Here is a 21,478-nt window from a genome sequence, read left to right as displayed (position 1 = left end):
TGCGGCCGAGCGGTGTCGCCAGGTGGTTCGGGTACGGCGGTCAGGCCGCCGTGGCGGGCGCGTTCTCCCGGACGAGGCGGGTGATCGCGGCGAGGGTGCGGAAGTCGTCAGGGCCGAACTCGATGTCGTCCATGGGCACGCCGTAGCGGCTCGCGATGTGGGAGATCAGCCGGACGAGGCCGAGGCTGTCGATCACCCCGGAGTCGATCAGGTCGTAGTCGTCGGTGAGGTCCGAGGAGTCCTCGCCCGCCAGGTACTCGGTGACGAGGTGCTCGCGGATCTCCGCGGTCACGTGGGTCGCGTCGGTCTCGCTCATGCGGTCTCGTTCTCCTTCATGCGGTTGTTCCTGATGAGGTTCCGGTCGGGCTTTCCCGTCGACGTCCGGGGGATCGGGGCCTCCGTGACGTGCACCGAGGACGGGATGGCGTGGCGCGGGAGGTGCTTGCCGACGTGGGTCCGCAGGCGCAGGCCGGTCAGCGCGGTGGCCGGGCGCCGGGTCACGTGCGCGTGCAGGCGGACGCCGGTCTGCTCGTCGGGCAGGGCCACGACGACGGCCTCGGCGACGTCCGGGTGGGAGGCGACGACGGTCTCGACCTCCTGGAGGTTGGTGCGTACGCCGCGCACCTTGACCTGCCAGTCGGCGCGGCCTTCGAGGGTGAAGAGGCCGTCGTCCGTACGGGAGACGATGTCGCCGGTGCGGTAGTACACCTGGCCGTCCCGGACGGTGAACGCCTGCTCGTTCAGGGCGGACCTGAGGTATCCGGCGGTCTGGAACGGCGTGGAGACGAGGAGTTCGCCGGTGCCGGCGCCCGTGACGACCTGTCCCCCGGCGTCGACCACGAGGGCGCGCACCCCGGCGAGGGGGCGGCCGATCGGCGGCGCGGCGGCCGCGTGCGGGTCGATGGGGTGGATGAAGGAGTCGTTCGTCTCCGTGCAGCCGAAGATGTTGTGGAACCGGGCGTTCGGGAACGTCCGGGCCAACGGCGGCAGCAGCTCCGGCGGGAGGGCGTCGCCCGTGGTGATCAGGGCGCGGACGGCGGAGAACTCCGGTCCGTCCTGCGCCAGGAGGCGGTGGAGCATCGGCACGCCCTGGACGAACGTGACGCCGTGGCCGGCCACCAGGCCCTGCAGGTGCGGGGCTTCGGTGGCGCGGTCCTTCTCGACCAGGACGACCTGGGCGCCCAGGCGCAGGAAGGTCCAGACGTCGAGCAGGGCGAGGTCGAAGTTGAGCGGGGCGTAGGAGAGCGCCACGTCGTCCCCGGTGAGCGCGAACTCGGCCGTGGCCCAGTCGGCGAAGGCGTCGAAGCCTTCGGCGGGGATCGGCACGATCTTCGGGGTGCCGGTGGAGCCCGAGGTGGTGAGCAGGAGGCGGGTGCGGGTGGCGTCCGCCCGGTCGAACCCCTCGGCCTCCACCGCGTTGGCCTGCACCGCCTCGGCGGTCAGGGCGCCGTCGGCGCAGACGGTGAGGGTGTGGGTCGCGCGGGCCTGCTGGGCGAGCCGGACGCGGGCGGAGATCCCCAGGTCGGGCGAGGGGGCGAGGGCGATCAGGCCCTCGTGGAAGACCGCGAGCAGCAGGGCGACGGTCTCCGGTGTCTTGTGGGCGGGGACGCAGACGGTGCTGCCCTCCGGCAGCCCCAGGCCGGCCAGCTGGGCACGGAACGCCCCGGTGGCGTCGCCGAGCTGTGCGTAGGTGACGGCGCGTCGGCCGTACGAGAGGGCGACCCGGCCGGCGCGTTCCCGGCTGTGGGCGTCGATGGATGCGGCGAGGTGTGTCGATGGCACGGCGGACTCTCCCCCGAGTCGTTCGAGACGTTGAGATCAAGCACTTGCATCGTCATGCAATCGTCAGACGAGGACATCGCGACGAGCTGGACGACGGGAGAAGCGGGAACCGCGTTCTCGTTACGCTTGATCATGCAACGAAAGCACCCCTGGCGCGCTATGCCGAGAGTTCGCGATTGACAGCGCGTCAGGGGTGCGGGAAGGTGCCGGGTCGACTGTGTCCTTCGACGGGGGAGGCGGCCGGGGCGGGCCGGGGCGTCAGGCGCCGGCGGCGCGCAGCGACTGGACCGTGGAGGCGTATTCGGGGTCGGCGGTCAGGGCGTTGAGCGCCGAGGAGAGGACGTCCGCGTACGTCGTACGGGCGGCCGCGTACCGTTCGCGACCCTCCTCCGTGACGACCGCGTAGACCCCGCGCTTGTCGGAAGGACACAGGTCCTTGAAGGCGAATCCGGCCACTTCGAGCCGTGCGACCAGGCGCGTCACCGACGACTGGCCGAGACCGACCCGTTCGGCCAGGTCCTGCATGCGCAGCTCGCTGTCCTCGGCGTGCGCCAGCGATTCGAGCGCGCGGTACTCCGACAGGCCGATCCCATGGCGTCGCTGGAGCGCCTGCGCCAGCTCCCGCTCCACGCGGGAATGCAGAACCAGGAGACGGCTCCAGACCGCCTGGTCGGACGACGCGGTGTGGGTAGCGACCATAAGGTGACGCACCTTTCAGCGAGACGTTGACAACAGAGTACATGCTCATGCAACCTCATGGGCGCCGCGTCCGTCAGTCACCGACCGACTACGCCCGCCAAGAACTTGCACGGACAAACAACTTCCTGGAGAGTGAGTTCCATGACGTCCCCCTCCCCGCAGACACAGCCCGAGGCGAAGCCGCAGAACGCCAACGTCGGTTGGGCCTGGCTCCTGTTCTCGTCCCTGTTCGAGATCACCTTCGCGCTCTCGACCGAGGCCACCGACGGGTTCACCAAGCTCGGCCCGTCCCTGCTCACCGTCGCCGCCGCCTCCTGCGGCATCTTCACGCTCTCCATGGCCCTGAAGACCGTCGACGTCGGCGTCGGCTACACCGTCTGGGCCGGTATCGGCGCTGTCGGCACCGTCGTCTTCGGCACGCTGATCTACGACGAGAAGATGACCGTCTGGAAGGTGCTCGCCTTCATCCTGATCATCGGCGGCGCCCTCGGCCTGCGTATCTCCGACACCGTGGCCGCGAAGAAGCAGGCCGCTGCCGAGGCCGCGCAGGCCCCCGCCGCGCAGCCCGTCGGCTGACCCGCAGCCGCTTCCCCCGACCTCCGCTCCGTCCCACCTTCCCGAAACGAGTCACCACCATGACCTGGGTCTACCTCGGCATCGCCATCGTCTTCGAAGTCCTCTTCGCGCTCGGTACCAACGCCACCAAGGGGTTCACCCGCCTGTGGCCCTCCGTGCTCACACTGCTCGCCGCCGCCGGCGGCATCTACACCCTGTCCCTGGCCCTGCGTGAGCTCGACGTCTCCGTCGGCTACACGATCTGGACCGGCATCGGCGGCGTCGGCACCGTCATCTGCGGCGCGATCATCTTCAAGGAGAAGATCACGCTCGCCCGGCTGCTCTCCTTCGCGTCCATCATCGGCGGCGCCGTCCTGCTCCGCCTGACGGCCGTCTGATCGGCGCGCACGCCATGACCGACATCGACGCCCTGCTCCCCCACGTACACGAAGCCGTACGGATCAGCCGCGAGCACGTGGCCAAGGGCGGCATCCCCTTCTCGGGGATCGTCGTCCAGGACGGCCAGGTCCTCGGCACCGGGTTCAACCGGGTCCGCGAGGACCACGACGCCAGCGCGCACGCGGAGGTCGTCGCGCTGCGCGAGGCGGCCAAGAAGGCCGGCGTGTTCGCCGTCGCGGGCTCCACCCTCATCGCCTCCGGCGAGCCCTGCGCCATGTGCTACATGGTGGCTCGCTACTTCGGCGTAGGGCACATCGTCTTCGCCGCCGACCGGAAGACCGCCGGCCGGTACGGCTTCGACTACGGCAGCTCGTACGCCATCTTCGCGACCGACCCCACCCAGTGGCCGATCCGCGTCACGCACGCCCCCGTCGAGGGGCACGAGGTGCCGTTCCAGGAGTTCCTGACCGTGCAGAGGGGCGGGGTCCGATGACCGAGCCGGTGAAGATCCAGATCTGGTCCGACTACGTGTGTCCCTTCTGCATGCTCGCCGAGGGACCGCTGGAGGCGGCCACCGAGGGCCTGGACGTGGAGATCGAGTGGAAGCCGTTCGAGCTGCGGCCCCATCCGCAGCCCACGCTCCGCCCGGAGGACCCGTACCTGCCCGACATCTGGAAGCGGGCCGTCTATCCGATGGCCCGGCGGATGGGCGTGGACATCACCCTGCCGACCGTCTCCCCGCAGCCGTACACCCGGCTCGCGTTCGAGGGCTTCCAGTACGCGCAGGACCGGGGCAAGGGCGACGCGTACACGCGGCGCATGTTCCGCGCCTTCTTCCAGGAGGACCTGGACCTCGGTCGGATCGAGGTCCTCACCGAGCTCGCCGGTGAACTGGACCTGGACCGGGAGGAGTTCCGTACGGCCCTGGAGAAGGGCACGTACACCGCCCGGCACGAGGACGCGCTCAGGGAGGCCGCCGCCCACCGGGTGCAGGTCGCCCCGACGTTCCTTGTCGGCGACATCCGGATGGAGGGGGTGCCCTCGGCGCCCCAGCTGCGCAAGGCGATCCTGGACGCCCAGGCACGGCGGCAGGAGCAGTCGGACGAGTCGTTCGGCGCCGCCTGCGGTGTCGACGGGGTCTGCTGAGCGCGCCCGCCACGCACGTACGAAGGATCCGGCCACCTCCCCCGAGGCGGCCGGATCCTTCGTGTACCGGGGCGCTGTGCGCGGTGGCCGCTACTGGCCGGCGAGGCGCGGGAAGAGCTTCAGCGCGTTGGTGCGGCCGATGGCCGTGCGCTGCTCCGCGTTCCAGCCCGCGTACGTCCGGAAGCCCTCGACGTTCTCCGTCGTGTGCGCGGCCGGCATGAACGGGAAGTCGCTGCCGAACAGGATCCGGTCAGGCTCGGCCAGTTCGGTGAGCGCGGGCAGCGCGAAGCGGTTGGCGGACATCGCGATGTCGTAGTACAGCCCGCGCAGCGCCCCGACGACGTCCTTGGGCGCCCGCTCGGTCAGGTACTTCCCGATCGTCGGCCCGTACGTGAGCCGCTGCGCCAGGAACGGCAGGGTGCCGCCCGCGTGCGAGACGATCAGCTTCAGGTGCGGCAGCCGCTCCAGCGTGCCGCTGAAGAGCAGGTCGACGACCGTGCGCGTGGTCTCGAAGGTGAAGTCGTAGAGCGAAGGCGGCAGGTCGAAGGTGGCCACGTCCTTGGCGGGCGGGGTGCCCGGGTGGACGTGCACCGGCAGACCGCGGTCGGCGATCTCGGCGAGCAGCGGCTCGAACTCCGGGTCGCCGAGGTACCGGTTGCCGTAGCTGGTGAGCAGGCCGACGCCGTCGAGGCCGAGTTCGTCGATCGCGTACGTCAGCTCGTCCTTGGCCGCGGCCACGTCGGGCAGCGGGAGGATCGCGAACGCGCCGAAACGGCCCGGGTGTTCGGCGATGAGGGCGGCGTAGTACTCGTTGACCTCGCGGGCCAGGCGGTGGCTCTCGGCGCCCTCGGCGAAGGTGACACCGGGCGCGGTGACGGAGAGGACCGAGGCGGCGATACCGTGCCGGTCCATCACCTCGAGGGACTCCTCCGGGCTCCAGGTCGGGTAGTCGACACCGGGGATGGCGACCTTGTCGCCGAGCGCCGCCCGGTAGGTCGGCGGGATCGCGTGGTGGTGGACGTCGATGAGGCCGGGCTCGTGCTGCATCAGTGTTCTCCGTGGGTCTGGCTGTCGGGCAGTACGTCGAGTTCGATGCCGAACCACGTGCGGTAGGCGGCGTGGACGGCGGCGTCGTCGGCCAGCTCCTCCTTGGTCCTGACACCGTTCTCGGTACGGATCAGGGTCCGGCCGGCGAGGGTGACCCGCCCGTCGGGCGTGGGCATGGAGCAGACCTGGCGGGCCAGGAACGGCGAGCCGTCCGCGCTGCGGAACCACCACATCGTGGGGGCGAAGTCCGCCAGTTCGCGGGTGCGGGGCTCGACGCGGTACTGCAGTTCGCCGTCGCGGTACAGGTCCAGGTCACCCTTCGGGGCCTCGACGAGTTCGAAGGTGCCCTGCGGGTCCTGCTGGGGCGCGCCGGGGCGCAGGCGCAGCGGGAAGCGGAAGGCGTGCCCGTAGCCGACGTCGGCCAGCCACGGGACCGCGCTGTCCTCGGTCCGTACGCGCAGGCACAGGTGGCCCAGGAGCGGACCGAACTCGCCGTCCTCGAGGACCCGGCCGCCCATCGGCTGCACGTCGAAGCCGAGGGAGCGCAGCAGCGTGAAGAAGGCGCCGTTGAGTTCGTAGCAGCATCCGCCGCGCCCGCGCCCGATGATCTTCTCCAGGGCGGGTTCGCCGAGGCCTATGGGGAGGCTCGGCCGGCCGAAGGCGAAGTCGATGTTCTCGAACGGCACGCTGAGCACGTGCCGTTCGTGCAGGTGGGCGAGGGCCTGGCCGTCGAGGCGTTCGGGCCGCTTGGCACCGATCCGCCGGAGGTAGGCGTCCACCGTCGTCGCGTCGAGCATCAGATGTACTCCGCCGCGTAGCGGGCGACGATGCTCTGGGCCTTCTCGACGTCGGCGGCGTACTGCTCCGCCTCGGGCGCCGGGACGCCCTCCTCCGCGGCCACTCCGAGCTCGGTGAAGAAGCGCTCGAAGCCGGCCGGGGTGAAGATGATGAGCATCTTGCAGGGCTGGTCGCCGATGTTCTTGAAGGCGTGCACCTTGCCCTTGGGGACGAAGATGAACGCGCCGGCGCCGACGACCTGGCTGGTCTTCTCGTTGGAGATCTCCAGCTCGCCGTCGATGAGGTAGAAGGCCTCGTCGCTGTCGTGGTGGATGTGCAACGGTGGCCCGCCGCCGGGTGGTACGAGGGCTTCGATCAGGCCGAGCGAGCCGTGGGTGTTGGCCTTGTCCGCCTTGATCGTGTAGTGGTCCCCGAAAACCCAACGGGCCGGTCCGGCCTTGGGCGGGATGTAGACGATGCCCTCGAATTCCTCGAAGCTCAAGGTGTTCCCTTCTCCGCGGGCGTGCGCGTGCTCCCTCCACTCCATCCGGCTATCGGCCGTGCGGGCATCACGTGTTCACGGGGTTTTCCCTGGTCACTCCCGTGAATACGTGATGGCCGGGGCGGCGCTCGCGGCCATCGTGGTGCGTGCGCGCGGACGCGCGCAGGGCCTGCCCGGCGGATCAGGGCCCCGGCCATGATCCGCCGGGCGGGCCCTAGGCACCGAGGATGGGATGAGAGAGATGACTGGTCGCTTCACCGGCAAGGTGGTGCTCGTCACCGGGGGCGGGTCCGGGATCGGGCGCGCCACCGCCGTGGCCTTCGGCCGCGAGGGGGCCACCGTGGTGGTCGCGGGGCGCACCTCCGACCGCCTGGTCGAGACGGTCCGACTGATCGAGAAGGACGGCGGTACGGCCGGTCACGTCACGGCCGACATCGCCGTCGACGCGGACGTGGAGGCGCTGGTGCGGACGGTCGTCGAGCGACACGGCCGCCTGGACGTCGCGGTCAACAACGCGGGCCACCTGCCCGACCCGGCCGGTCTCGCGGAGCTCGCGGAGGCGGACTTCACGCGGACCCTTGAGATCAACCTGCTCGGCACCTGGCGGTCGATGAAGTACGAGATCCGGCAGATGCGGGAGCAGGGCGGCGGCGCCATCGTCAACGTGGGTTCGGTGGTCGGCGCACACCTGACGATTCCGGGGGCCGGCGCGTACGGGGCGAGCAAGGCGGCGGTCGCCGCGCTCGGGCGCAGCGCGGCGCGTGAGTACGCGGCCGACGGCATCCGGGTGAACACCCTCAGCCCGTCCTCGATGGACACCCCCATGTCCCTGCTCGAGAACGAGACGCCGGAGGAGCGGGTGGAGCGCGCCAAGGGCATGTTCCCGCTGGGCCGGATCGGCACGGTGGAGGAGGGCGCTGCGGCGGTGCTGTACCTGGCGTCCGACGAGTCGGGCTTCGCGCTCGGCCACGACCTCGTGATCGACGGCGGCATCACGGCCTGAGTCACGGCAGACAGAACCGTGCCCCGGTCCGCAGGGGGGAGGCAGCGGACCGGGGCACGGCGTTCTCTGGGGTGGGACGGGAGCGTCGGGTCACACGTGGGTGGCCCGGGCCGGCTCCTCGTCCTTGCGCGGGGCGCCCCCGCCGGAGGCGACGACGCCGCCCTCGGCGGCGGGCCGGGACCGGTACTGGAGGTGGCCGGCCCACAGCGTGCCGAGCAGACCGGCGGCGGCGAGCGCGGCGCCGACCCAGGCGACCGACTCGAAGCCGAACCCGGCGCTGATGGTCATGCCGCCGAGGGCCGGGGCGAGGGTGTTGCCGACGTTGAAGGCCGAGGTGTTGGTGGCGCCCACCAGGGTCGGCGCACCGGGCGCCACGACGAACACCCGTGACTGCAGGATCGGGTTGGTGACGTACCCCGCGAGGCCGAGGACGAAGATCAGGGCGACGGTCACGACGGTGTTCTCCGCGAGGACCGCGAGCAGCGCGGAGGCGACGGCGAGGACACCGGTGCCGAGCGCGAGCGTGCGGATCGGGTAGGCCTCGGCGGTCCGGCCGCCGATCACCATGCCCAGCAGACCGCCGACGCCGAAGAGCGCCAGGAGGACGGGCACCCAGCCCTCGGCGAGGCCGGTGACGTCGGTGAGCAGCGAGGCGAGGTAGCTGAAGGTGACGATGACCGCGCCGAAGGAGAAGGCGGTCACGGCGTACGAGAGCCACAGCTGCGGCCGCGCCATGGCGCGCAGTTCGGCGCGGACGGTACGCGTCTCCTCGCCGGAGCCCTTGCCGCCGGGGATGGCGAACACCGAGCAGGCGAGGCTCACGAGGGTGAGCGCGGCCACGCCCCAGAACGCGGCCCGCCAGCCGGCGAACTGACTCAGCACGGTGCCCGCGGGCACGCCCGCGATGGTGGCGAGGGTCAGTCCGCTGGCGACCACGGCGACGGCCTTGCCCTTGGCGTTCGCGGGGACGAGCGCGACGGCGGTGGCCACGGCGACGCCCCAGAAGCCGGCGTAGGCGAGGGCGCTGATGACGCGGGTGGCGAACAGGACGCCGTAGCCGGGGGCCAGGGCGCCGACGATGTGCGCGGCGATGAAGACGGCCTGGAGCGCGACCAGGGCGGTGCGGCGGGGCCACTTCAGGGTGGCGACCGCGAGCAGCGGGGCGCCGACGACCATGCCGATGGCGAACGCGGAGATCAGGAGCCCGGCGTCGGGGATGGAGACACCCAGGTCGTCGGCCAGGTTGGGGAGCAGCCCGGAGAGCATGAACTCCGAGGTGCCTTGGGTGAAGATTCCCAAGCCGAGGATGTAGACGGCCAGGGGCATGGAGTGCCTCCAAAAGCGTGGATGTGGCCTTGTGTCGGGGGTCCGGTCGCGAGCGGTGCGGCCGACCACGTGGCGACGCTAGCACATTTTGGAGCACTCACTTCAAAACCTCGGCACGGAGTGCCGAGAGCCCGGATCCCCGGCTCAGTTACGCCAGTTGTCGGGAGCGTTCAGCCGCCACAGGAGTACGGCGGTGTGGGCCCGCTGCCGCTCCGACGGGTCGCTCAGCGACATCGCGAGGGCGCGCTCGGCGCGGGCGACCCGGTGGGCGACCGAACTGTGGTGCAGGGAGAGTAGTTTGGCCGCCTCGCGCAGCGACCGGGTACGGCAGACGGCCTCCAGGGTCGCCAGCATCTGCGGGCCGTCCGGCTCCGCCTCCAGACGGGCGACCGCGGCCACGTCCGGGTGCGCGAGCGCGGCGTCCTCGGGGATGTCGACGAGGAGGATCTGCGCGCCCAGCTCGGCGGCGTCCACGAGCCGGGGCCAGGTGGGCCCCAGGCCCGCGAACCTGGCCGCGCGCCGGGCCTGCGCCCAGGACTCCGGGAGCCGCTCCGGTGCGACGGCGGGGCCGATGCCGACGGCCACGCCCGGCCCGAGCTTGGCGGTGGTGGTGCCGGGCCCTGGCAGGAGGAGCGCGCCGACCCTGGGCCAGAGCGCGCCGTGCGGTGCCGTGCCGCCCGTACGCGTCGAAGGCGGCGCGTACAACGCGGTCGCGCAGGCGCGCAACGCTCCCTGGAGGGCCCCCGGTTCGGCCACGATGACGGCGGCCGCCCGCATCGGACCGGCCGGGGGAAGACCGAGCAGGTGCAGGGCGCGCGACCGCTGCGTCTCGGGCATGGACGGGGACAGGACCGCCTGGACGAGCGCCGGATCCCCGAGCCCTGCCGGCCACCAGACCCGCTGGTCCGCGGAGGAGAGCTGGTCGGTGGAGGCGAGTCGGCCCGAGGGGTCGAGTCGGTCTGCGGAGTCGAGTCGATCCGGAGAGGAGAACCGGCCCGAGGAAGCGAGCCTGTCCGAGGGGGCGAGTCGGTCCGAAGAGGCGAGCCGGTCCGAGGGGGCGAGCCTGTCCGAGGGGGCGAGCCTGTCCGAAGAAGCGAGTCGGTCCGAAGAAGCGGGTCGACCCGACGGCGGACGTTCGCCCCGTCCGGCGACCGGGCCGCCGGAGCGCCGCGCTGCGCGCGCCCCGCCCCCGGCCCCGCCTGCGCCCAAGCCCCCGCCCACACCCGCACCCGCGCCCCCGGCCGCCACTCCCCTTCCCGCGGCCACCAGCGACGCGGCGGCGAGCGCCATGCGTTCGGTGAGCAGGGCGTCGAAGGGCTGTGGCTCACCCGGGCGTTCGACCCAGACCTCCCCCGCCGCGCGGCCGTCGACGGTGATCAGCCGTCGGGTCGACGGCACCACCTCCCCGGCGGCCTCGGGCAGGCCTCCGGCCGGACATCGCCGCAGCGCCCGGCCGTGGTCCGACATGCCGGCGGTGCAGCCCGCGACCCGCGCGGCGGCGCGGACCAGTTCGTCGGCGTCCCCGACGCTCCCGAAGAGCGCGTCGAGACGGGCGAGGAGAGCCGGCGCCGTCTCCGCCTCGGAGGACGGGTGCGCGGGGCTCGACGTCAGTCCGTACATCCGCGCAGGCTAGTTCGGGGGCCCCGTCGCCATCCCGACGGCCACGACACTCCGTCAGGTCGACGCACCAATCGGTGCCTCCGGGGCGCCAACATGCGACGGGCGGCGGCGGCGGACGACCCCGCCCGCACGGGACGATGACCGCATGAGTGACGCCACCCACCGATCCGCCACGCCCGAGCCGACCCGGATGCGGCTCCGCCCCGATCTGGCACCGCTCGTCGACCAGATCCCGTACCTCGACGTCGCGGAACCGAGTGTCGCCCGCCGCACCCTCAAGGACCTCGAAGCCCAGTGGGAGCCTGCCGACACCAGCGCCATCACCGTCACCGAGCGGCTCATACCCGGCCCGGCGGGCGCCCCTGACGTCGCCGTGCGCGTGTACACACCCCGTACCGAAGGCCCGCACGGCGGTCTGCTGTGGATCCACGGCGGCGGCTTCGTGATGGGCAGCCTGGAGACCGAGCACAACCAGTGCGTCTGGTTCTCCTCCCGCGCGAACGTCGTCGTGGTCAGCGTCGAGTACCGGCTGGCGCCCGAGAACCCCTTCCCCGCGGGCGCCGAGGACTGTTACGCGGCCCTGGAGTGGCTCGCCGCGCACGCCGACGAGCTCGGGGTCGACCCGGCGCGTCTGGGCGTCGCGGGCTGCAGCGCGGGCGGCGCGCTCTCCGCCTCCGTCGCCCTGATGGCGCGCGACCGCCGGGGGCCGGAGCTCGCGCTCCAGGTGCTGACCTTCCCCGTGACCGACGACCGGATGGACACCCCGTCCGCGCGGAGCTTCCACGACACCCCCGTCTGGTCGACGCCGCAGTCCGTGTCGATGTGGCGCCACTACCTCGGCGAGGGCCACGAGCAGCGGGAGACCTCGCCGTACGCGGCGCCCAACCGCGCCGACGACCTGAGCGGACTCCCGGCGACGCACATCGTCACCGCCGAGTACGACCCGCTGCGCGACGAGGGCCTGCGCTACGGCCAGCGCCTCCTGGAGGCGGGCGTGCCGGTCACGCTCCACCAGTGGGCCGGGGCGTTCCACATCTTCGACTCGTTCGGCACGGAGAGCGGACAGCGTTCGATCGACGAGCTGGTCCTCGCCGTGCACGAGGCGCTGGGCGAGCCGGCGGCGGAGCCCTCATGACCGACGCACCCGACGCACCCGACGCACCCGGCACCCCCGCCGGCGCGCCCCGGCCCGTCCGTGTCACCGCGGATCCCGACTGGTACGCGCCCGCCGGCATCGCGCTCGGCATCCGCGTCGGGAACCTCGTCCTCACGTCCGGTCAGGCGCCGATCGACGAGCACGGCGCCACGGTCGGCGCAGACGACTTCGAGGCCCAGGCCCGGCAGGCTCTGGCCAATCTCGCCCTCGTCCTGAAGAACGCGGGCTCGGGCCTCGACCGGGTGGTGAAGGCGACCGTCTTCGTCACCGACATCGCCCGGCACCAGGAGGCGTTCGCGCGGGTCAGGGCCGAGCACTTCGTCCCGCACACCTTCGCCGAGTCCTTCGTCGAGGTCTCCTCGCTCGCCGACCCGGAGTGGCTGATCGAGATCGAGGCGATCGCGGTGACGGCGTGATTCGTACGGGCCTCCGCCGAATTTCAGTGCGATCGCTCCAAAACCTCTAGAATACGGGTATGGCCAGGCCCAGGAAGTTCGACGAGACGCACGCGCTCAGCGCTGCCATGAACACGTTCTGGCGGCAGGGGTACGAGGCCACCTCGACCCGGGACCTGGCCGAGTCGACGGGCATGGGCCAGTCGAGCCTGTACAACGCCTTCGGCGACAAGCGCGAGCTGTACCTGCGGGCCCTGCGTCGCTACTACGAGACGCACACGGCCGAGCAGACCGCACTTCTGGAGAAGCCGGGGCCGGCCAAGGACCGGCTCCGGGAGCTGATGGTCCACGCGATCGACGACGATCTCGCGGACCAGGAAGGCTCCGGGTGCTTCGCGATCAACGCGTCGGTCGAGAAGGCCGGCTCGGACGACGCGGTACGGGAGGAGGTCCTCCGGCACTTCTCCACCGTGGAGGAGGCGCTGGCGGCGACCATCGCGCGGGGGCAGCTCTCCGGGGAGATCCGGGCCGATCGGGACACCGGGACGCTCGCCCGCCAAGTGCTCAGCACCTACTACGGATTGCGCGTTCTCGCCCGGGTCCAGAAGGACCGGAACGCCCTGCTCAGCGTCGTCGAAAGCGCACTCTCCGCGCTCTGACGGGGGCCGCCCCCGGGGCTCGGGGAACCTGACGGACGACATGACAGAGTGGACCGGGCGCCGTTGCGACCCCTCTGGGCGTCCCGTCAGGGTCTGCCGCGTGAATACAGCCAACGCTTCGTACCGGAAACATCCGTCCGGACAGCTCCTCGGCTGGGCGAGCCTGACCCCGGCCGAACTGCGGGTGGCCCGCCTGGTGTCCGAGGGACTGACCAACCGCGCCGTGGCCACCCACCTGGTCGTCTCACCGCACACGGTGGACAGTCACCTGCGCCACATCTTCATCAAACTGGGCATCTCCAGCCGCGTCGCGCTCGCCCGTCTGACGGTCTTCCACGACCACGCGAGCCTGATCGAGCCGCCCGTGGAGAGCGCCGGCCCATCCCGTATCCGCGCCACTTGACGGACTCGGCGGGCCGTCGTTGCGGCCCGGCGGGGGGCCTGGTGATAGTGGATTTCGTACGAATCGGCGCGCCTTCCAGAGGCCCGCGCCGCTCACACTCGTCGACGCTCCGGCATGCCGATGCTGCCAGCCGAGCCGCCGCCGCAGGACGGAAGACGCCGGGCGGGACAGCACGTCGACGCGCACGCGTCCGTGCCATCCGCCCGCCTCCACGCCCGCCATCAGCCGGATTCCACTCCATCCGGCACGCCCGCCGAGGGAAACCGATGACCGACATCCTGTCCCACCTCCGCTCCCTACCCGCACTCCAGCAGCCCGACTGGGAAGGCCACCCGCGTCTGGCCGAGGTCCGCACGGACCTCGGCCGGATGCCGGCCCTCGTGGACGCCGACGCCGTGCGCCGGCTGCGTTCCCTCCTCGCGGAGGCCGCCGCGGGCCACGTCCAGGTGATCCAGACCGGCGACTGCGCCGAGGACCCCGCCGAGGCCAACCCCGGTGACGTCCACCGCAAGACCGCGCTCCTCGACGTCCTGGCCGGGACGATGAAGCTCGCCTCCGGCAGGCCCGTCCTGCGGGTGGGCCGTATCGCCGGCCAGTACGCCAAGCCGCGCTCCAAGCCCACCGAGACGGTCGGCGGCACCGAACTGCCCGTCTACCGCGGCCACATGGTCAACCGCCCCGAGCCCGACCCCGAGCAGCGCGAGGCCGACCCGGCGCACCTGCTCACCGGCTACCGCGCAGCCAGCGACACCATGCACTACCTGGGCTGGCGCGGCACGGCCGTCCGCCCGGAGCTGGACGTGCCGGTGTGGACCAGCCACGAGGCCCTGCTGCTCGACTACGAGCTGCCCATGCTGCGCCGCGAGCCCGACGGTTCGCTGCTGCTCACCTCGACGCACTGGCCCTGGGTGGGCGAGCGCACCCGGCAGTTGGACGGTGCCCACATCGCCCTGCTCGCCGCGGTCTCCAACCCGGTCTCGGTCAAGGTCGGCCCGTCCATGACCCCCGACGAACTCCTCGCCCTGTGCGACCGGTTGGACGCCCAGCGCCGTCCCGGCCGGCTCACCCTGATCGCCCGGATGGGCGCCGAGAACGCCGCCACGAAGCTGCCGGCGCTCGTCGAGGCCGTCGACCGCGCCGGCCACCCGGTGCTGTGGCTGTCGGACCCGATGCACGGCAACACCGTCAGCGGCCCCGGCGGGCTCAAGACCCGTCTCCTGACGACCGTGGTGAAGGAGATCGAGGCGTTCCAGGACGCGGTCGGCGCGGGCGGCGGCGTGGCCGCGGGCCTGCACCTGGAGACCACCCCGGAGAGCGTCACCGAGTGCGTCGCCGACGCCGACGGTCTCGGCAGCCTCGGTGACAAGTACCTGAGCTTCTGCGACCCGCGCCTCAACCCGCAGCAGGCCGTCGCGGCCGTCGCGGCATGGCGCGGATGAACCCGCCCCCCGCGCGGACGGACCCGCGGACGGACCCGACAGGTGTGAACACGGAGGTAACGCACGTGGCAGGAACAGTCGCCCTGGTGACGGGCGCGGCCGGTGGCATCGGCGAGGCCGTCGTACGGCTGCTCGCCGAACGCGGCGCGCGCGTCGCCGCCGTCGACCTGGCGCCGGACCGGCTCGCGGACGCGGTGGCGCGGCTGCGCGCCGACGGTCTGGACGTGACCGGCTTCCCGGCCGACGTCACGTCGAGCGAGGACGTCGAGGCCGCCGTCGCCCGGGTCGAGCGCGAACTCGGCCCGGTGGAGCAGCTGGTGAACGCGGCCGGTGTGCTCCGCCTGGCCGGGGCGCACGCCCTGAGCGACGAGGACTGGACGACCACGTTCGCCGTCAACGCGGGCGGTGTGTTCCACGTGTCCCGCGCCGTCGTCAACCGCATGATCCCGCGCCGGCGCGGTGCGATCGTCACGGTCGCGTCGAACGCGGCGGGCACGGCCCGCGCGCAGATGGCGGCGTACGCGGCGTCCAAGGCGGCCGCGACCGCGTTCACCAAGTGCCTGGGCCTGGAGGTGGCGGAGCACAACATCCGCTGCAACGTGGTCGCGCCCGGCTCCACCGACACCCCGATGCTGCGCGGCATGCACACCGCCGACACGGCGGCCAAGGCATCGGTGGCCGGCTCCCCCGAGTCGTACCGGGTCGGCATTCCGCTGGGCAAGGTCGCCCGGCCCGAGGACGTCGCGCGGGCCGTCGCCTTCCTGCTGTCCGACGACGCCGGCCACGTCACCCTGCACGAACTGACCGTGGACGGCGGTGCCACGCTCGGTGTCTAGCGAAGAGAGGAACGACCGGCCCATGCCCGGTATCCCCCCGATCGAGCCGTATCCCATGCCCACCGAGGGCGAGCTGCCGGAGAACACCGTCAGCTGGCAGGTGGATCCCCGCCGGGCCGTCCTGCTCCTCCACGACATGCAGGAGTTCTTCCTCAAGCCGTTCCCGCGCGGCCAGGAGCCCGGCGACGCCCTGGTGGGCAACGCGGCGCTGCTGCGCGAGCGGTGCGTCGAGCTCGGGATCCCCATCGCGTACACGGCGCAGCCCGGCGGGATGACGCCCGAGCAGCGCGGGCTCCTGAAGGACTTCTGGGGCCCCGGCATGAAGCCGACCCCCGAGCACCGCAAGGTGGTCGCGCCGCTCGAACCCGGGCCGGACGACTGGACGTTCACGAAGTGGCGGTACAGCGCCTTCTTCAAGTCCGACCTGCTGGAGCGGATGCGGGCCCACCGGCGCGACCAGCTGATCGTCTGCGGTGTGTACGCGCACGTGGGCGTGTTGATGACCGCGGTGGAGGCCTTCACCAACGACATCGAGACCTTCGTGGTGGCCGACGCCGTCGCCGACTTCTCCGCCTCGTACCACCGGCTCGCCCTCGACTACGCGGCACAGCGCGCGGCCCGCGTCGTGTCCGCCAAGACCGTGCTGAGCGAACTCGACGCGGGCGGCGCGGCGCGCTGAGCGCGCCCCACCGCCGAAAGGAATCCCCCATGGCAAGGCAGGACAGCGCGCACGACCTCCTGGCACGCATCCTCGACGGCTCGGCCGGCGCGTTCGCACTGATGCACCGGCCCGAGACGGTGGACCCGGACACCCTGGAACTGCTGGTCGGCGACGTGGCGGAGATCCCGTCCCTCGCGGACCTGGACCTGCCCGCGCAGGACGGGCCGGGCGCGCGTTCGGAGATCCTCACCCTGATCCCCTACCGTCAGCTGGCCGAGCGGGGCTTCGCCGCCCCCGACGACGGCGCGCCGCTGCTCGCGATGACGGTCCGCGAGCAGGCGGCGGTCCCGCTGCGCGCGACGCTCCCGCTGCTGCCGGACGAGCCGGTGAAGCTGGCCGACGGTCACTTCGACGTGGACGACGAGGCCTACGCGGAGATCGTGCGGCGGGTCGTCGCGGACGAGATCGGCACCGGCGAGGGCGCCAACTTCGTGATGCGGCGCTCCTTCGTCGCCCAGCTGCCCGGCTTCGGCCTGCCCACGGCGCTGTCGTTCTTCCGGCGCCTGGTGCAGCGGGAGGCGGGGGCGTACTGGACGTTCCTCGTGCACACCGGCGAGCGGACGTTCGTGGGCGCGACGCCGGAGCGGCACATCAGCGTCCACGACGGTACGGCGGTGATGAACCCGATCTCGGGGACGTACCGCTATCCGGCGGGCGGCCCCGACCTGGACGGCGTCATGGACTTCCTCGCCGACCCGAAGGAGGCCGACGAGCTGTACATGGTCGTCGACGAGGAGCTGAAGATGATGGCCCGGATCTGCCCCGAGGGCGGCCGGGTCGTGGGGCCCTACCTCAAGGAGATGGCCCGCCTCGCGCACACCGAGTACTTCATCGAGGGCCGTACCGACCGCGATGTGCGGGACATCCTGCGCGAGACGCTGTTCGCGCCGACGGTGACCGGCTCGCCGCTGGAGAGCGCGGCCCGGGTGATCAGCCGTTACGAGCCCCAGGGCCGCGGCTACTACAGCGGGGTGGCCGCGCTGATCGGCCGCGACGCCGCCGGTGGCCGCACCTTGGACTCGTCGATCCTGATCCGTACCGCCGACATCGACCGCGAGGGCCTGATGCGGATCGGCGTCGGCGCCACGCTCGTACGCCACTCCGATCCGCAGTCCGAGGTGCACGAGACCCGTGCCAAGGCGGCCGGGCTGCTCGCCGCGCTCGGCGACCCGGAACCGATCCGGTTCGGGGCGCACCCGGCGGTCCGAGAGGCGCTCGACGAACGCAACGAGCGGATCGCCGACTTCTGGCTCAGGGACCAGGAGACGCGCGTGGGCGCGACAGGTCCGCTCAGCGGCAACCGGGTCCTGGTGATCGACGCCGAGGACACGTTCACGGAGATGATCGCCCAGCAGATCCGCTCGCTCGGCGGCGAGGTGAGCGTGCGGCGCTTCGACGAGCGCTACAGCTTCGACGAGCACGACCTGGTCGTGATGGGCCCCGGTCCCGGTGATCCGCGGGAGACGGGCGACCCCAAGATCGCGCACCTGCGGGCGGCGGTGTCCCAACTTCTTGAGGAGCGCAGGCCGTTCATGGCGGTCTGCCTGAGCCACCAGGTGCTCAGCACTCTCGTCGGGCTCGACCTGGTGCGCCGGCCTGTGCCCAACCAGGGCGCACAGCACGAGATCGACCTCTTCGGCCGGCGCGAGCGGGTGGGCTTCTACAACACGTTCGCCGCGCACTCCGACGGCGACGCGTTCGAGCACCCGCTGCACGGCCGGGTCGAGGTCAGCAGGGACCCCGCGACGGGCGAGGTGCACGGGCTGCGGGCGGCCGCCTTCGTCTCCATGCAGTTCCACGCCGAGTCCGTACTGACGGTGGACGGGCCCCGGATCATCGGGGGGCTGCTCGCGGAGGTGGCCGGCTCGTGCGTGCGGTGATCGTCTGGTGGGACCTGACCGGGTCGGCGCAGACCGTCGAGTCGCTGCGGGGCTTCCTGCGCGACGAGGCGGTGGACCGCTTCTCCCAGGTCCCCGGGCTACGGCTGAAGTTCTGGATCTCCGACGCGGCGACGAACCGGTGGGGGGCCGTCCTGCTCTGGGAGTCGGTCGAGGCGGCCATTCCGCAGCGGGCGGCCGAACTCATCGGCTACCCGCCCACCGAGCGGCACGCCTTCGACGTGGAGGCGACGGTCGAGGGCGTCTTCGCGGTCGCCGCGCTCGCGGGCCGCGGCGTGGCCCTGGAGACCGTCGACGGCTGACCGGGCGGTCTCCCGTTCCGTGGCCGCACCGGGCGGGGACGGCCGTCTGGACGCTTCCGTGTGCGGCGCTCCCCCGGACCGCCGCGCGCGCGGCGGCCGTACTCGCAAAGGACAGCCATGACCCTCGCCGTACCGGCGACTCCCGCCCTGCGGGCCCGGATACCCGGCTCGAAGTCGCTCACCAACCGGGCCCTGCTGCTCGCGGCCGCGGCGGACTCCACGAGCGCCCTCGCCGCCCCGCTGGTCAGCGACGACACCACGGCCTTCCGCGAGGCGCTGCGCGGCCTCGGGGTCCGGGTCGACGTCGCCGAGGACGACGGCGTCTGGACGGTGACCGGCCTCGGCCGCGGCCCGGCCGGCACCGGGACCGTCTGGTGCGCGGACGCCGGGACGGCGGCCCGCTTCCTGCCGCCGTTCGCCGCGACCGGGCACGGCGACTTCGGCTTCGAGGGCTCCGACCAGCTCACCGCCCGCCCGGTGGCCCCCCTCGCCGACGCCCTGCGCCGGCTCGGCACCGACGTCACCACGGCGCCGGGCGGACGGCTGCCGCTGCGGGTCCGCGCGCGGGGGCTCGACGGCGGGGCGCTGACCGTGGACGGCTCGCTCAGCAGCCAGTTCCTGACCGGGCTGCTGATGGCGGGCCCGCTGATGAGCGCGCCGCTCGCGCTGCGCGTGCCGGACCTCGTCAGCCGGCCGTACATCGACATGACCCTCGCCCTGATGCGGCACTTCGGCGCCCGGGTCGACGAGGCCGAGCCCGGCGCGTTCACCGTCGAGCCGACCGGCTACCGGGGCACCGACCTGAGCATCGAGCCCGACGCCTCCACCGCCTCGTACGTCTTCGCGGCCGCGGCCGTCACCGGGACGAGCGTGCGGGTGCCCGGTCTCGGCCTCGGCAGCCTCCAGGGCGACCTGCGCTTCACCGAGGTCCTCGCCCGCACCGGCGCACGGGTGGAGACCACCGAGGAGGCGACCACCGTCACCGGTACGGGCGTCCTCAGGGGCGGGTTCTCCGTGGACATGGGCGAGATCTCGGACACCTTCATGACGCTCGCCGCGATCGCGCCCCTGGCCGACGCCCCGATCACCATCACCGGCATCGCGCACGCCCGGCTGAAGGAGTCCGACCGGGTCGCCGCCGTCGAGGGCAATCTGCGCGCCCTCGGCATCCGGGCGGAGACAGGACCGGACCGGATCACCGTCCACCCCGGCACGCCCGCGCCGGCCCGGATCGTCTGCCACCGCGACCACCGCATCGCGATGGCCTTCTCCGTCCTGGGCTTGCGCGCCGAGGGAATCACCCTCGACGACCCCGGCTGCGTCGCCAAGACCTTCCCCGGCTTCCACGAGGAGCTGCACCGGCTCTTCCCCCGACACGCCGTACCGACGGCGACGAACCTCCCTGCTGTTGAAGGGAACTGAGGAACGACATGGCTCACATACTCATCGCCGGCGGTGGCATCGGCGGGCTCGCCACGGCGCTGTCGCTGGCGCGGCGCGGACACCGGACCACCGTCCTCGAACGCGCCGAGACCTTCGCCGAGATCGGCGCGGGCATCCAGCTCGGCCCCAACGCCTTCCACGCCCTCGACCGGCTCGGCGTCGGCGAAGGGGTACGCGCCCGGGCCGTCTTCATCGACGAACTCCGTTTCATGGACGGCACCACGGGCGAGAAGGTCGCCGCGATGGCGCTGACCGGCGCGTACCGGCAGCGGTTCGGCAATCCGTACGCCGTCGTGCACCGGGGCGACCTGTACCAGCCGCTGCTCGCCGCATGCCAAGAGCTTGAGGGCGTGACGCTCGTCCCGGACGCCTCGGTGGAGCGTTACGAGCAGGACGCGAGCGGCGTCACCGTCCACACCACCGACGGCCGGAGCTTCACCGGCGCCGCGCTGATCGGCGCGGACGGCATCCGTTCCACGGTGCGCGCGCAGATGCTCGGCGACGGCGAACCGCGCGTCTCCGGCCACACCATCTACCGCTCGGTGATCCCGATCGAGAAGGTGCCCGAGGAGCTGCGCTGGAACACCGTCACCCTGTGGGCGGGCCCCAAGTGGCACTTCGTCCACTACATGATCGGCGGGGGCGAGTACCTCAACCTCGCGGTCACCCGCGACAACGGCGCGACCGTCCCGGTGACGGGCAGGCCCACGGCGCGGGAGTACGTCCTTGAGCAGTTCCCGGGGATCGGCGCGACCGCCCGGCGGCTGCTCGAACTCGGCGACGAATGGCGCGAATGGGTGCTCTGCGACCGTGACCCGGTCGACGGCTGGACCGACGGCCGGGTCGGTCTGATCGGCGACGCGGCGCACCCGATGCTGCAGTACGCGGCGCAGGGCGCCTGCCAGGCCCTGGAGGACGCGGTCGTCCTCGCGGAGCTGCTCGCCGACGTCGACGGCGGGGCCGTGGTGCAGCGCCTGGAGAAGTTCAACGCGGCGCGGCGCGAGCGGACCGGCCGCACGCAGGAGGTCGCCCGGCTGATGGGCTCCGAGCTCTACCACCCGGCGGGCGAACTCGCCGTGGAGCGCAACCGGATGCTCTCCGCCTTCTCCCAGGAGGAGCTGTACGACCAGGTGTCCTGGCTGCACGGGGACCGCGACTTCACCGGTGTGTGACCGCGCACCGGTCCTGCCTCCCGTGGTGGTCCGGCCACACCCCGCCCGCGGGGTGCGGGGCGCGGCGACCCGTCTCGTACCGGACACCCGGAACACCAGTGGTCCAGGAACCACGAGCGACAGCAGGTGGGTGTCGTGGACACCTCGTCCGCGACACCCCCGCGGAGACATCGTGGAGGTGCATCGAAGCAGGCCACC

The 21,478-nt window shown here is 72.3% G+C and carries 24 protein-coding genes; 16 read left to right on the top strand and 8 right to left on the bottom strand.

Annotated features, from left to right (window positions below; all coding sequences use genetic code 11):
* Window positions 1-40 precede the first annotated feature (40 nt).
* The 3 genes from ACGFYP_RS18490 to ACGFYP_RS18480 all read right to left on the bottom strand — a co-directional run bounded on the left by ACGFYP_RS18490 (window position 41) and on the right by ACGFYP_RS18480 (window position 2,481).
* A complete protein-coding gene (locus ACGFYP_RS18490; protein ID WP_361969198.1) occupies window positions 41-316 on the bottom strand; it encodes an acyl carrier protein in 276 nt (91 codons plus the stop codon).
* Window positions 313-1,782 carry an AMP-binding protein gene (locus ACGFYP_RS18485; RefSeq protein WP_393494149.1) on the bottom strand — a complete coding sequence of 490 codons (1,470 nt, stop codon included), beginning with the start codon at window positions 1,780-1,782 and terminating at the stop codon, window positions 313-315. Before ACGFYP_RS18485 ends, ACGFYP_RS18490 begins: the two co-directional genes overlap by 4 nt.
* 258 nt (window positions 1,783-2,040) lie before the next feature.
* Window positions 2,041-2,481 (bottom strand): MarR family winged helix-turn-helix transcriptional regulator, encoded by a 441-nt coding sequence (locus ACGFYP_RS18480; protein WP_393494146.1) that lies wholly within the window; start codon window positions 2,479-2,481, stop codon window positions 2,041-2,043.
* Window positions 2,482-2,622: 141 nt separating this feature from the next.
* On the opposite strand from ACGFYP_RS18480, the gene ACGFYP_RS18475 reads away from it, so the two are divergent.
* The 4 genes from ACGFYP_RS18475 to ACGFYP_RS18460 are packed head-to-tail and all read left to right on the top strand — an operon-like array spanning window position 2,623 to window position 4,581.
* Window positions 2,623-3,057, top strand: coding sequence for a multidrug efflux SMR transporter (locus tag ACGFYP_RS18475; RefSeq protein WP_361969191.1), 435 nt, complete (start codon window positions 2,623-2,625; stop codon window positions 3,055-3,057).
* Window positions 3,058-3,116: 59 nt separating this feature from the next.
* Window positions 3,117-3,434: a multidrug efflux SMR transporter gene (locus tag ACGFYP_RS18470; protein WP_260226197.1), complete on the top strand. Its 318-nt coding sequence runs from the start codon at window positions 3,117-3,119 to the stop codon at window positions 3,432-3,434.
* Window positions 3,435-3,448: 14 nt separating this feature from the next.
* A complete protein-coding gene (locus ACGFYP_RS18465; RefSeq protein ID WP_393494142.1) occupies window positions 3,449-3,928 on the top strand; it encodes a nucleoside deaminase in 480 nt (159 codons plus the stop codon).
* On the top strand, window positions 3,925-4,581 hold the full coding sequence (locus tag ACGFYP_RS18460; RefSeq protein ID WP_393494139.1) for a DsbA family protein: 657 nt from the start codon (window positions 3,925-3,927) through the stop codon (window positions 4,579-4,581). Before ACGFYP_RS18465 ends, ACGFYP_RS18460 begins: the two co-directional genes overlap by 4 nt.
* 90 nt (window positions 4,582-4,671) lie before the next feature.
* On the opposite strand, the gene ACGFYP_RS18455 is transcribed toward ACGFYP_RS18460, so the two are convergent.
* Genes ACGFYP_RS18455 through ACGFYP_RS18445 form a run of 3 tightly spaced genes read right to left on the bottom strand, consistent with a single transcriptional unit; the run spans window position 4,672 to window position 6,907 of the window.
* On the bottom strand, window positions 4,672-5,628 hold the full coding sequence (locus ACGFYP_RS18455) for an amidohydrolase family protein (protein WP_393494136.1): 957 nt from the start codon (window positions 5,626-5,628) through the stop codon (window positions 4,672-4,674).
* Window positions 5,628-6,425 (bottom strand): arylamine N-acetyltransferase, encoded by a 798-nt coding sequence (locus tag ACGFYP_RS18450; RefSeq protein ID WP_393494133.1) that lies wholly within the window; start codon window positions 6,423-6,425, stop codon window positions 5,628-5,630. Before ACGFYP_RS18450 ends, ACGFYP_RS18455 begins: the two co-directional genes overlap by 1 nt.
* Window positions 6,425-6,907, bottom strand: a complete 483-nt coding sequence (locus ACGFYP_RS18445) for a cupin domain-containing protein (RefSeq protein WP_393494130.1) — start codon at window positions 6,905-6,907, stop codon at window positions 6,425-6,427. The genes ACGFYP_RS18450 and ACGFYP_RS18445 overlap by 1 nt, the downstream gene beginning before the upstream one ends.
* A gap of 241 nt (window positions 6,908-7,148) precedes the next feature.
* On the opposite strand from ACGFYP_RS18445, the gene ACGFYP_RS18440 reads away from it, so the two are divergent.
* Entirely contained in the window at window positions 7,149-7,910 is a 762-nt protein-coding gene (locus tag ACGFYP_RS18440) for an SDR family NAD(P)-dependent oxidoreductase (RefSeq protein ID WP_393494127.1), read from the top strand.
* 90 nt (window positions 7,911-8,000) lie between these two features.
* Here ACGFYP_RS18440 and ACGFYP_RS18435 read toward each other — a convergent pair whose 3' ends face one another.
* Complete coding sequence (locus ACGFYP_RS18435; RefSeq protein WP_393494124.1) at window positions 8,001-9,236, bottom strand: Cmx/CmrA family chloramphenicol efflux MFS transporter; 1,236 nt, start codon at window positions 9,234-9,236, stop codon at window positions 8,001-8,003.
* Between the two features lie 144 nt (window positions 9,237-9,380).
* A complete protein-coding gene (locus ACGFYP_RS18430) occupies window positions 9,381-10,856 on the bottom strand; it encodes a helix-turn-helix domain-containing protein (RefSeq protein WP_393494121.1) in 1,476 nt (491 codons plus the stop codon).
* A 145-nt stretch (window positions 10,857-11,001) separates the two neighbouring features.
* On the opposite strand from ACGFYP_RS18430, the gene ACGFYP_RS18425 reads away from it, so the two are divergent.
* From ACGFYP_RS18425 to ACGFYP_RS18375, 11 genes are all read left to right on the top strand, one after another.
* On the top strand, window positions 11,002-11,991 hold the full coding sequence (locus tag ACGFYP_RS18425) for an alpha/beta hydrolase (protein ID WP_393494118.1): 990 nt from the start codon (window positions 11,002-11,004) through the stop codon (window positions 11,989-11,991).
* Window positions 11,988-12,428: a RidA family protein gene (locus tag ACGFYP_RS18420; protein WP_393494115.1), complete on the top strand. Its 441-nt coding sequence runs from the start codon at window positions 11,988-11,990 to the stop codon at window positions 12,426-12,428. The genes ACGFYP_RS18425 and ACGFYP_RS18420 overlap by 4 nt, the downstream gene beginning before the upstream one ends.
* Before the next feature lie 59 nt (window positions 12,429-12,487).
* Window positions 12,488-13,066 carry a TetR/AcrR family transcriptional regulator gene (locus ACGFYP_RS18415; RefSeq protein WP_393494112.1) on the top strand — a complete coding sequence of 193 codons (579 nt, stop codon included), beginning with the start codon at window positions 12,488-12,490 and terminating at the stop codon, window positions 13,064-13,066.
* A gap of 100 nt (window positions 13,067-13,166) precedes the next feature.
* Complete coding sequence (locus tag ACGFYP_RS18410; protein ID WP_361968953.1) at window positions 13,167-13,469, top strand: helix-turn-helix transcriptional regulator; 303 nt, start codon at window positions 13,167-13,169, stop codon at window positions 13,467-13,469.
* A 266-nt stretch (window positions 13,470-13,735) separates the two neighbouring features.
* Window positions 13,736-14,908 (top strand): 3-deoxy-7-phosphoheptulonate synthase, encoded by a 1,173-nt coding sequence (locus ACGFYP_RS18405; RefSeq protein ID WP_393494108.1) that lies wholly within the window; start codon window positions 13,736-13,738, stop codon window positions 14,906-14,908.
* A 65-nt stretch (window positions 14,909-14,973) separates the two neighbouring features.
* Complete coding sequence (locus ACGFYP_RS18400; RefSeq protein ID WP_393494105.1) at window positions 14,974-15,744, top strand: 2,3-dihydro-2,3-dihydroxybenzoate dehydrogenase; 771 nt, start codon at window positions 14,974-14,976, stop codon at window positions 15,742-15,744.
* A 22-nt stretch (window positions 15,745-15,766) separates the two neighbouring features.
* Window positions 15,767-16,423, top strand: a complete 657-nt coding sequence (locus ACGFYP_RS18395; protein WP_361968947.1) for an isochorismatase family protein — start codon at window positions 15,767-15,769, stop codon at window positions 16,421-16,423.
* A gap of 29 nt (window positions 16,424-16,452) precedes the next feature.
* Window positions 16,453-18,345 (top strand): anthranilate synthase family protein, encoded by a 1,893-nt coding sequence (locus ACGFYP_RS18390; protein ID WP_393494101.1) that lies wholly within the window; start codon window positions 16,453-16,455, stop codon window positions 18,343-18,345.
* Window positions 18,333-18,665, top strand: a complete 333-nt coding sequence (locus ACGFYP_RS18385) for a hypothetical protein (RefSeq protein WP_393494098.1) — start codon at window positions 18,333-18,335, stop codon at window positions 18,663-18,665. The genes ACGFYP_RS18390 and ACGFYP_RS18385 overlap by 13 nt, the downstream gene beginning before the upstream one ends.
* A gap of 117 nt (window positions 18,666-18,782) precedes the next feature.
* Window positions 18,783-20,087, top strand: a complete 1,305-nt coding sequence (gene aroA, locus ACGFYP_RS18380; protein WP_393494095.1) for a 3-phosphoshikimate 1-carboxyvinyltransferase — start codon at window positions 18,783-18,785, stop codon at window positions 20,085-20,087.
* Between the two features lie 8 nt (window positions 20,088-20,095).
* Window positions 20,096-21,280, top strand: a complete 1,185-nt coding sequence (locus ACGFYP_RS18375; RefSeq protein WP_393494092.1) for a 3-hydroxybenzoate 6-monooxygenase — start codon at window positions 20,096-20,098, stop codon at window positions 21,278-21,280.
* The last annotated feature ends 198 nt before the right edge of the window (window positions 21,281-21,478 follow it).

Source organism: Streptomyces sp. NPDC048370, from assembly GCF_043200825.1.
GTDB lineage: Bacteria > Actinomycetota > Actinomycetes > Streptomycetales > Streptomycetaceae > Streptomyces.
Note: the sequence above shows the minus strand (reverse complement) of the source record. Positions and strands in the feature narration are given on the sequence as shown.

Bases quoted from the DNA above. Each gene is read 5' to 3' on its own strand.
- ACGFYP_RS18455 (WP_393494136.1), bottom strand. From the start codon at position 5,628: ATGCAGCACGAGCCCGGCCTCATCGACGTCCACCACCACGCGATCCCG.
- ACGFYP_RS18395 (WP_361968947.1), top strand. From the start codon at position 15,767: ATGCCCGGTATCCCCCCGATCGAGCCGTATCCCATGCCCACCGAGGGC.
- ACGFYP_RS18405 (WP_393494108.1), top strand. From the start codon at position 13,736: ATGACCGACATCCTGTCCCACCTCCGCTCCCTACCCGCACTCCAGCAG.
- ACGFYP_RS18375 (WP_393494092.1), top strand. From the start codon at position 20,096: ATGGCTCACATACTCATCGCCGGCGGTGGCATCGGCGGGCTCGCCACG.
- ACGFYP_RS18465 (WP_393494142.1), top strand. From the start codon at position 3,449: ATGACCGACATCGACGCCCTGCTCCCCCACGTACACGAAGCCGTACGG.
- aroA (WP_393494095.1), top strand. From the start codon at position 18,783: ATGACCCTCGCCGTACCGGCGACTCCCGCCCTGCGGGCCCGGATACCC.
- ACGFYP_RS18450 (WP_393494133.1), bottom strand. From the start codon at position 6,425: ATGCTCGACGCGACGACGGTGGACGCCTACCTCCGGCGGATCGGTGCC.
- ACGFYP_RS18415 (WP_393494112.1), top strand. From the start codon at position 12,488: ATGGCCAGGCCCAGGAAGTTCGACGAGACGCACGCGCTCAGCGCTGCC.
- ACGFYP_RS18435 (WP_393494124.1), bottom strand. From the start codon at position 9,236: ATGCCCCTGGCCGTCTACATCCTCGGCTTGGGAATCTTCACCCAAGGC.
- ACGFYP_RS18440 (WP_393494127.1), top strand. From the start codon at position 7,149: ATGACTGGTCGCTTCACCGGCAAGGTGGTGCTCGTCACCGGGGGCGGG.
- ACGFYP_RS18475 (WP_361969191.1), top strand. From the start codon at position 2,623: ATGACGTCCCCCTCCCCGCAGACACAGCCCGAGGCGAAGCCGCAGAAC.
- ACGFYP_RS18470 (WP_260226197.1), top strand. From the start codon at position 3,117: ATGACCTGGGTCTACCTCGGCATCGCCATCGTCTTCGAAGTCCTCTTC.
- ACGFYP_RS18460 (WP_393494139.1), top strand. From the start codon at position 3,925: ATGACCGAGCCGGTGAAGATCCAGATCTGGTCCGACTACGTGTGTCCC.
- ACGFYP_RS18430 (WP_393494121.1), bottom strand. From the start codon at position 10,856: ATGTACGGACTGACGTCGAGCCCCGCGCACCCGTCCTCCGAGGCGGAG.
- ACGFYP_RS18420 (WP_393494115.1), top strand. From the start codon at position 11,988: ATGACCGACGCACCCGACGCACCCGACGCACCCGGCACCCCCGCCGGC.
- ACGFYP_RS18425 (WP_393494118.1), top strand. From the start codon at position 11,002: ATGAGTGACGCCACCCACCGATCCGCCACGCCCGAGCCGACCCGGATG.
- ACGFYP_RS18490 (WP_361969198.1), bottom strand. From the start codon at position 316: ATGAGCGAGACCGACGCGACCCACGTGACCGCGGAGATCCGCGAGCAC.
- ACGFYP_RS18390 (WP_393494101.1), top strand. From the start codon at position 16,453: ATGGCAAGGCAGGACAGCGCGCACGACCTCCTGGCACGCATCCTCGAC.
- ACGFYP_RS18480 (WP_393494146.1), bottom strand. From the start codon at position 2,481: ATGGTCGCTACCCACACCGCGTCGTCCGACCAGGCGGTCTGGAGCCGT.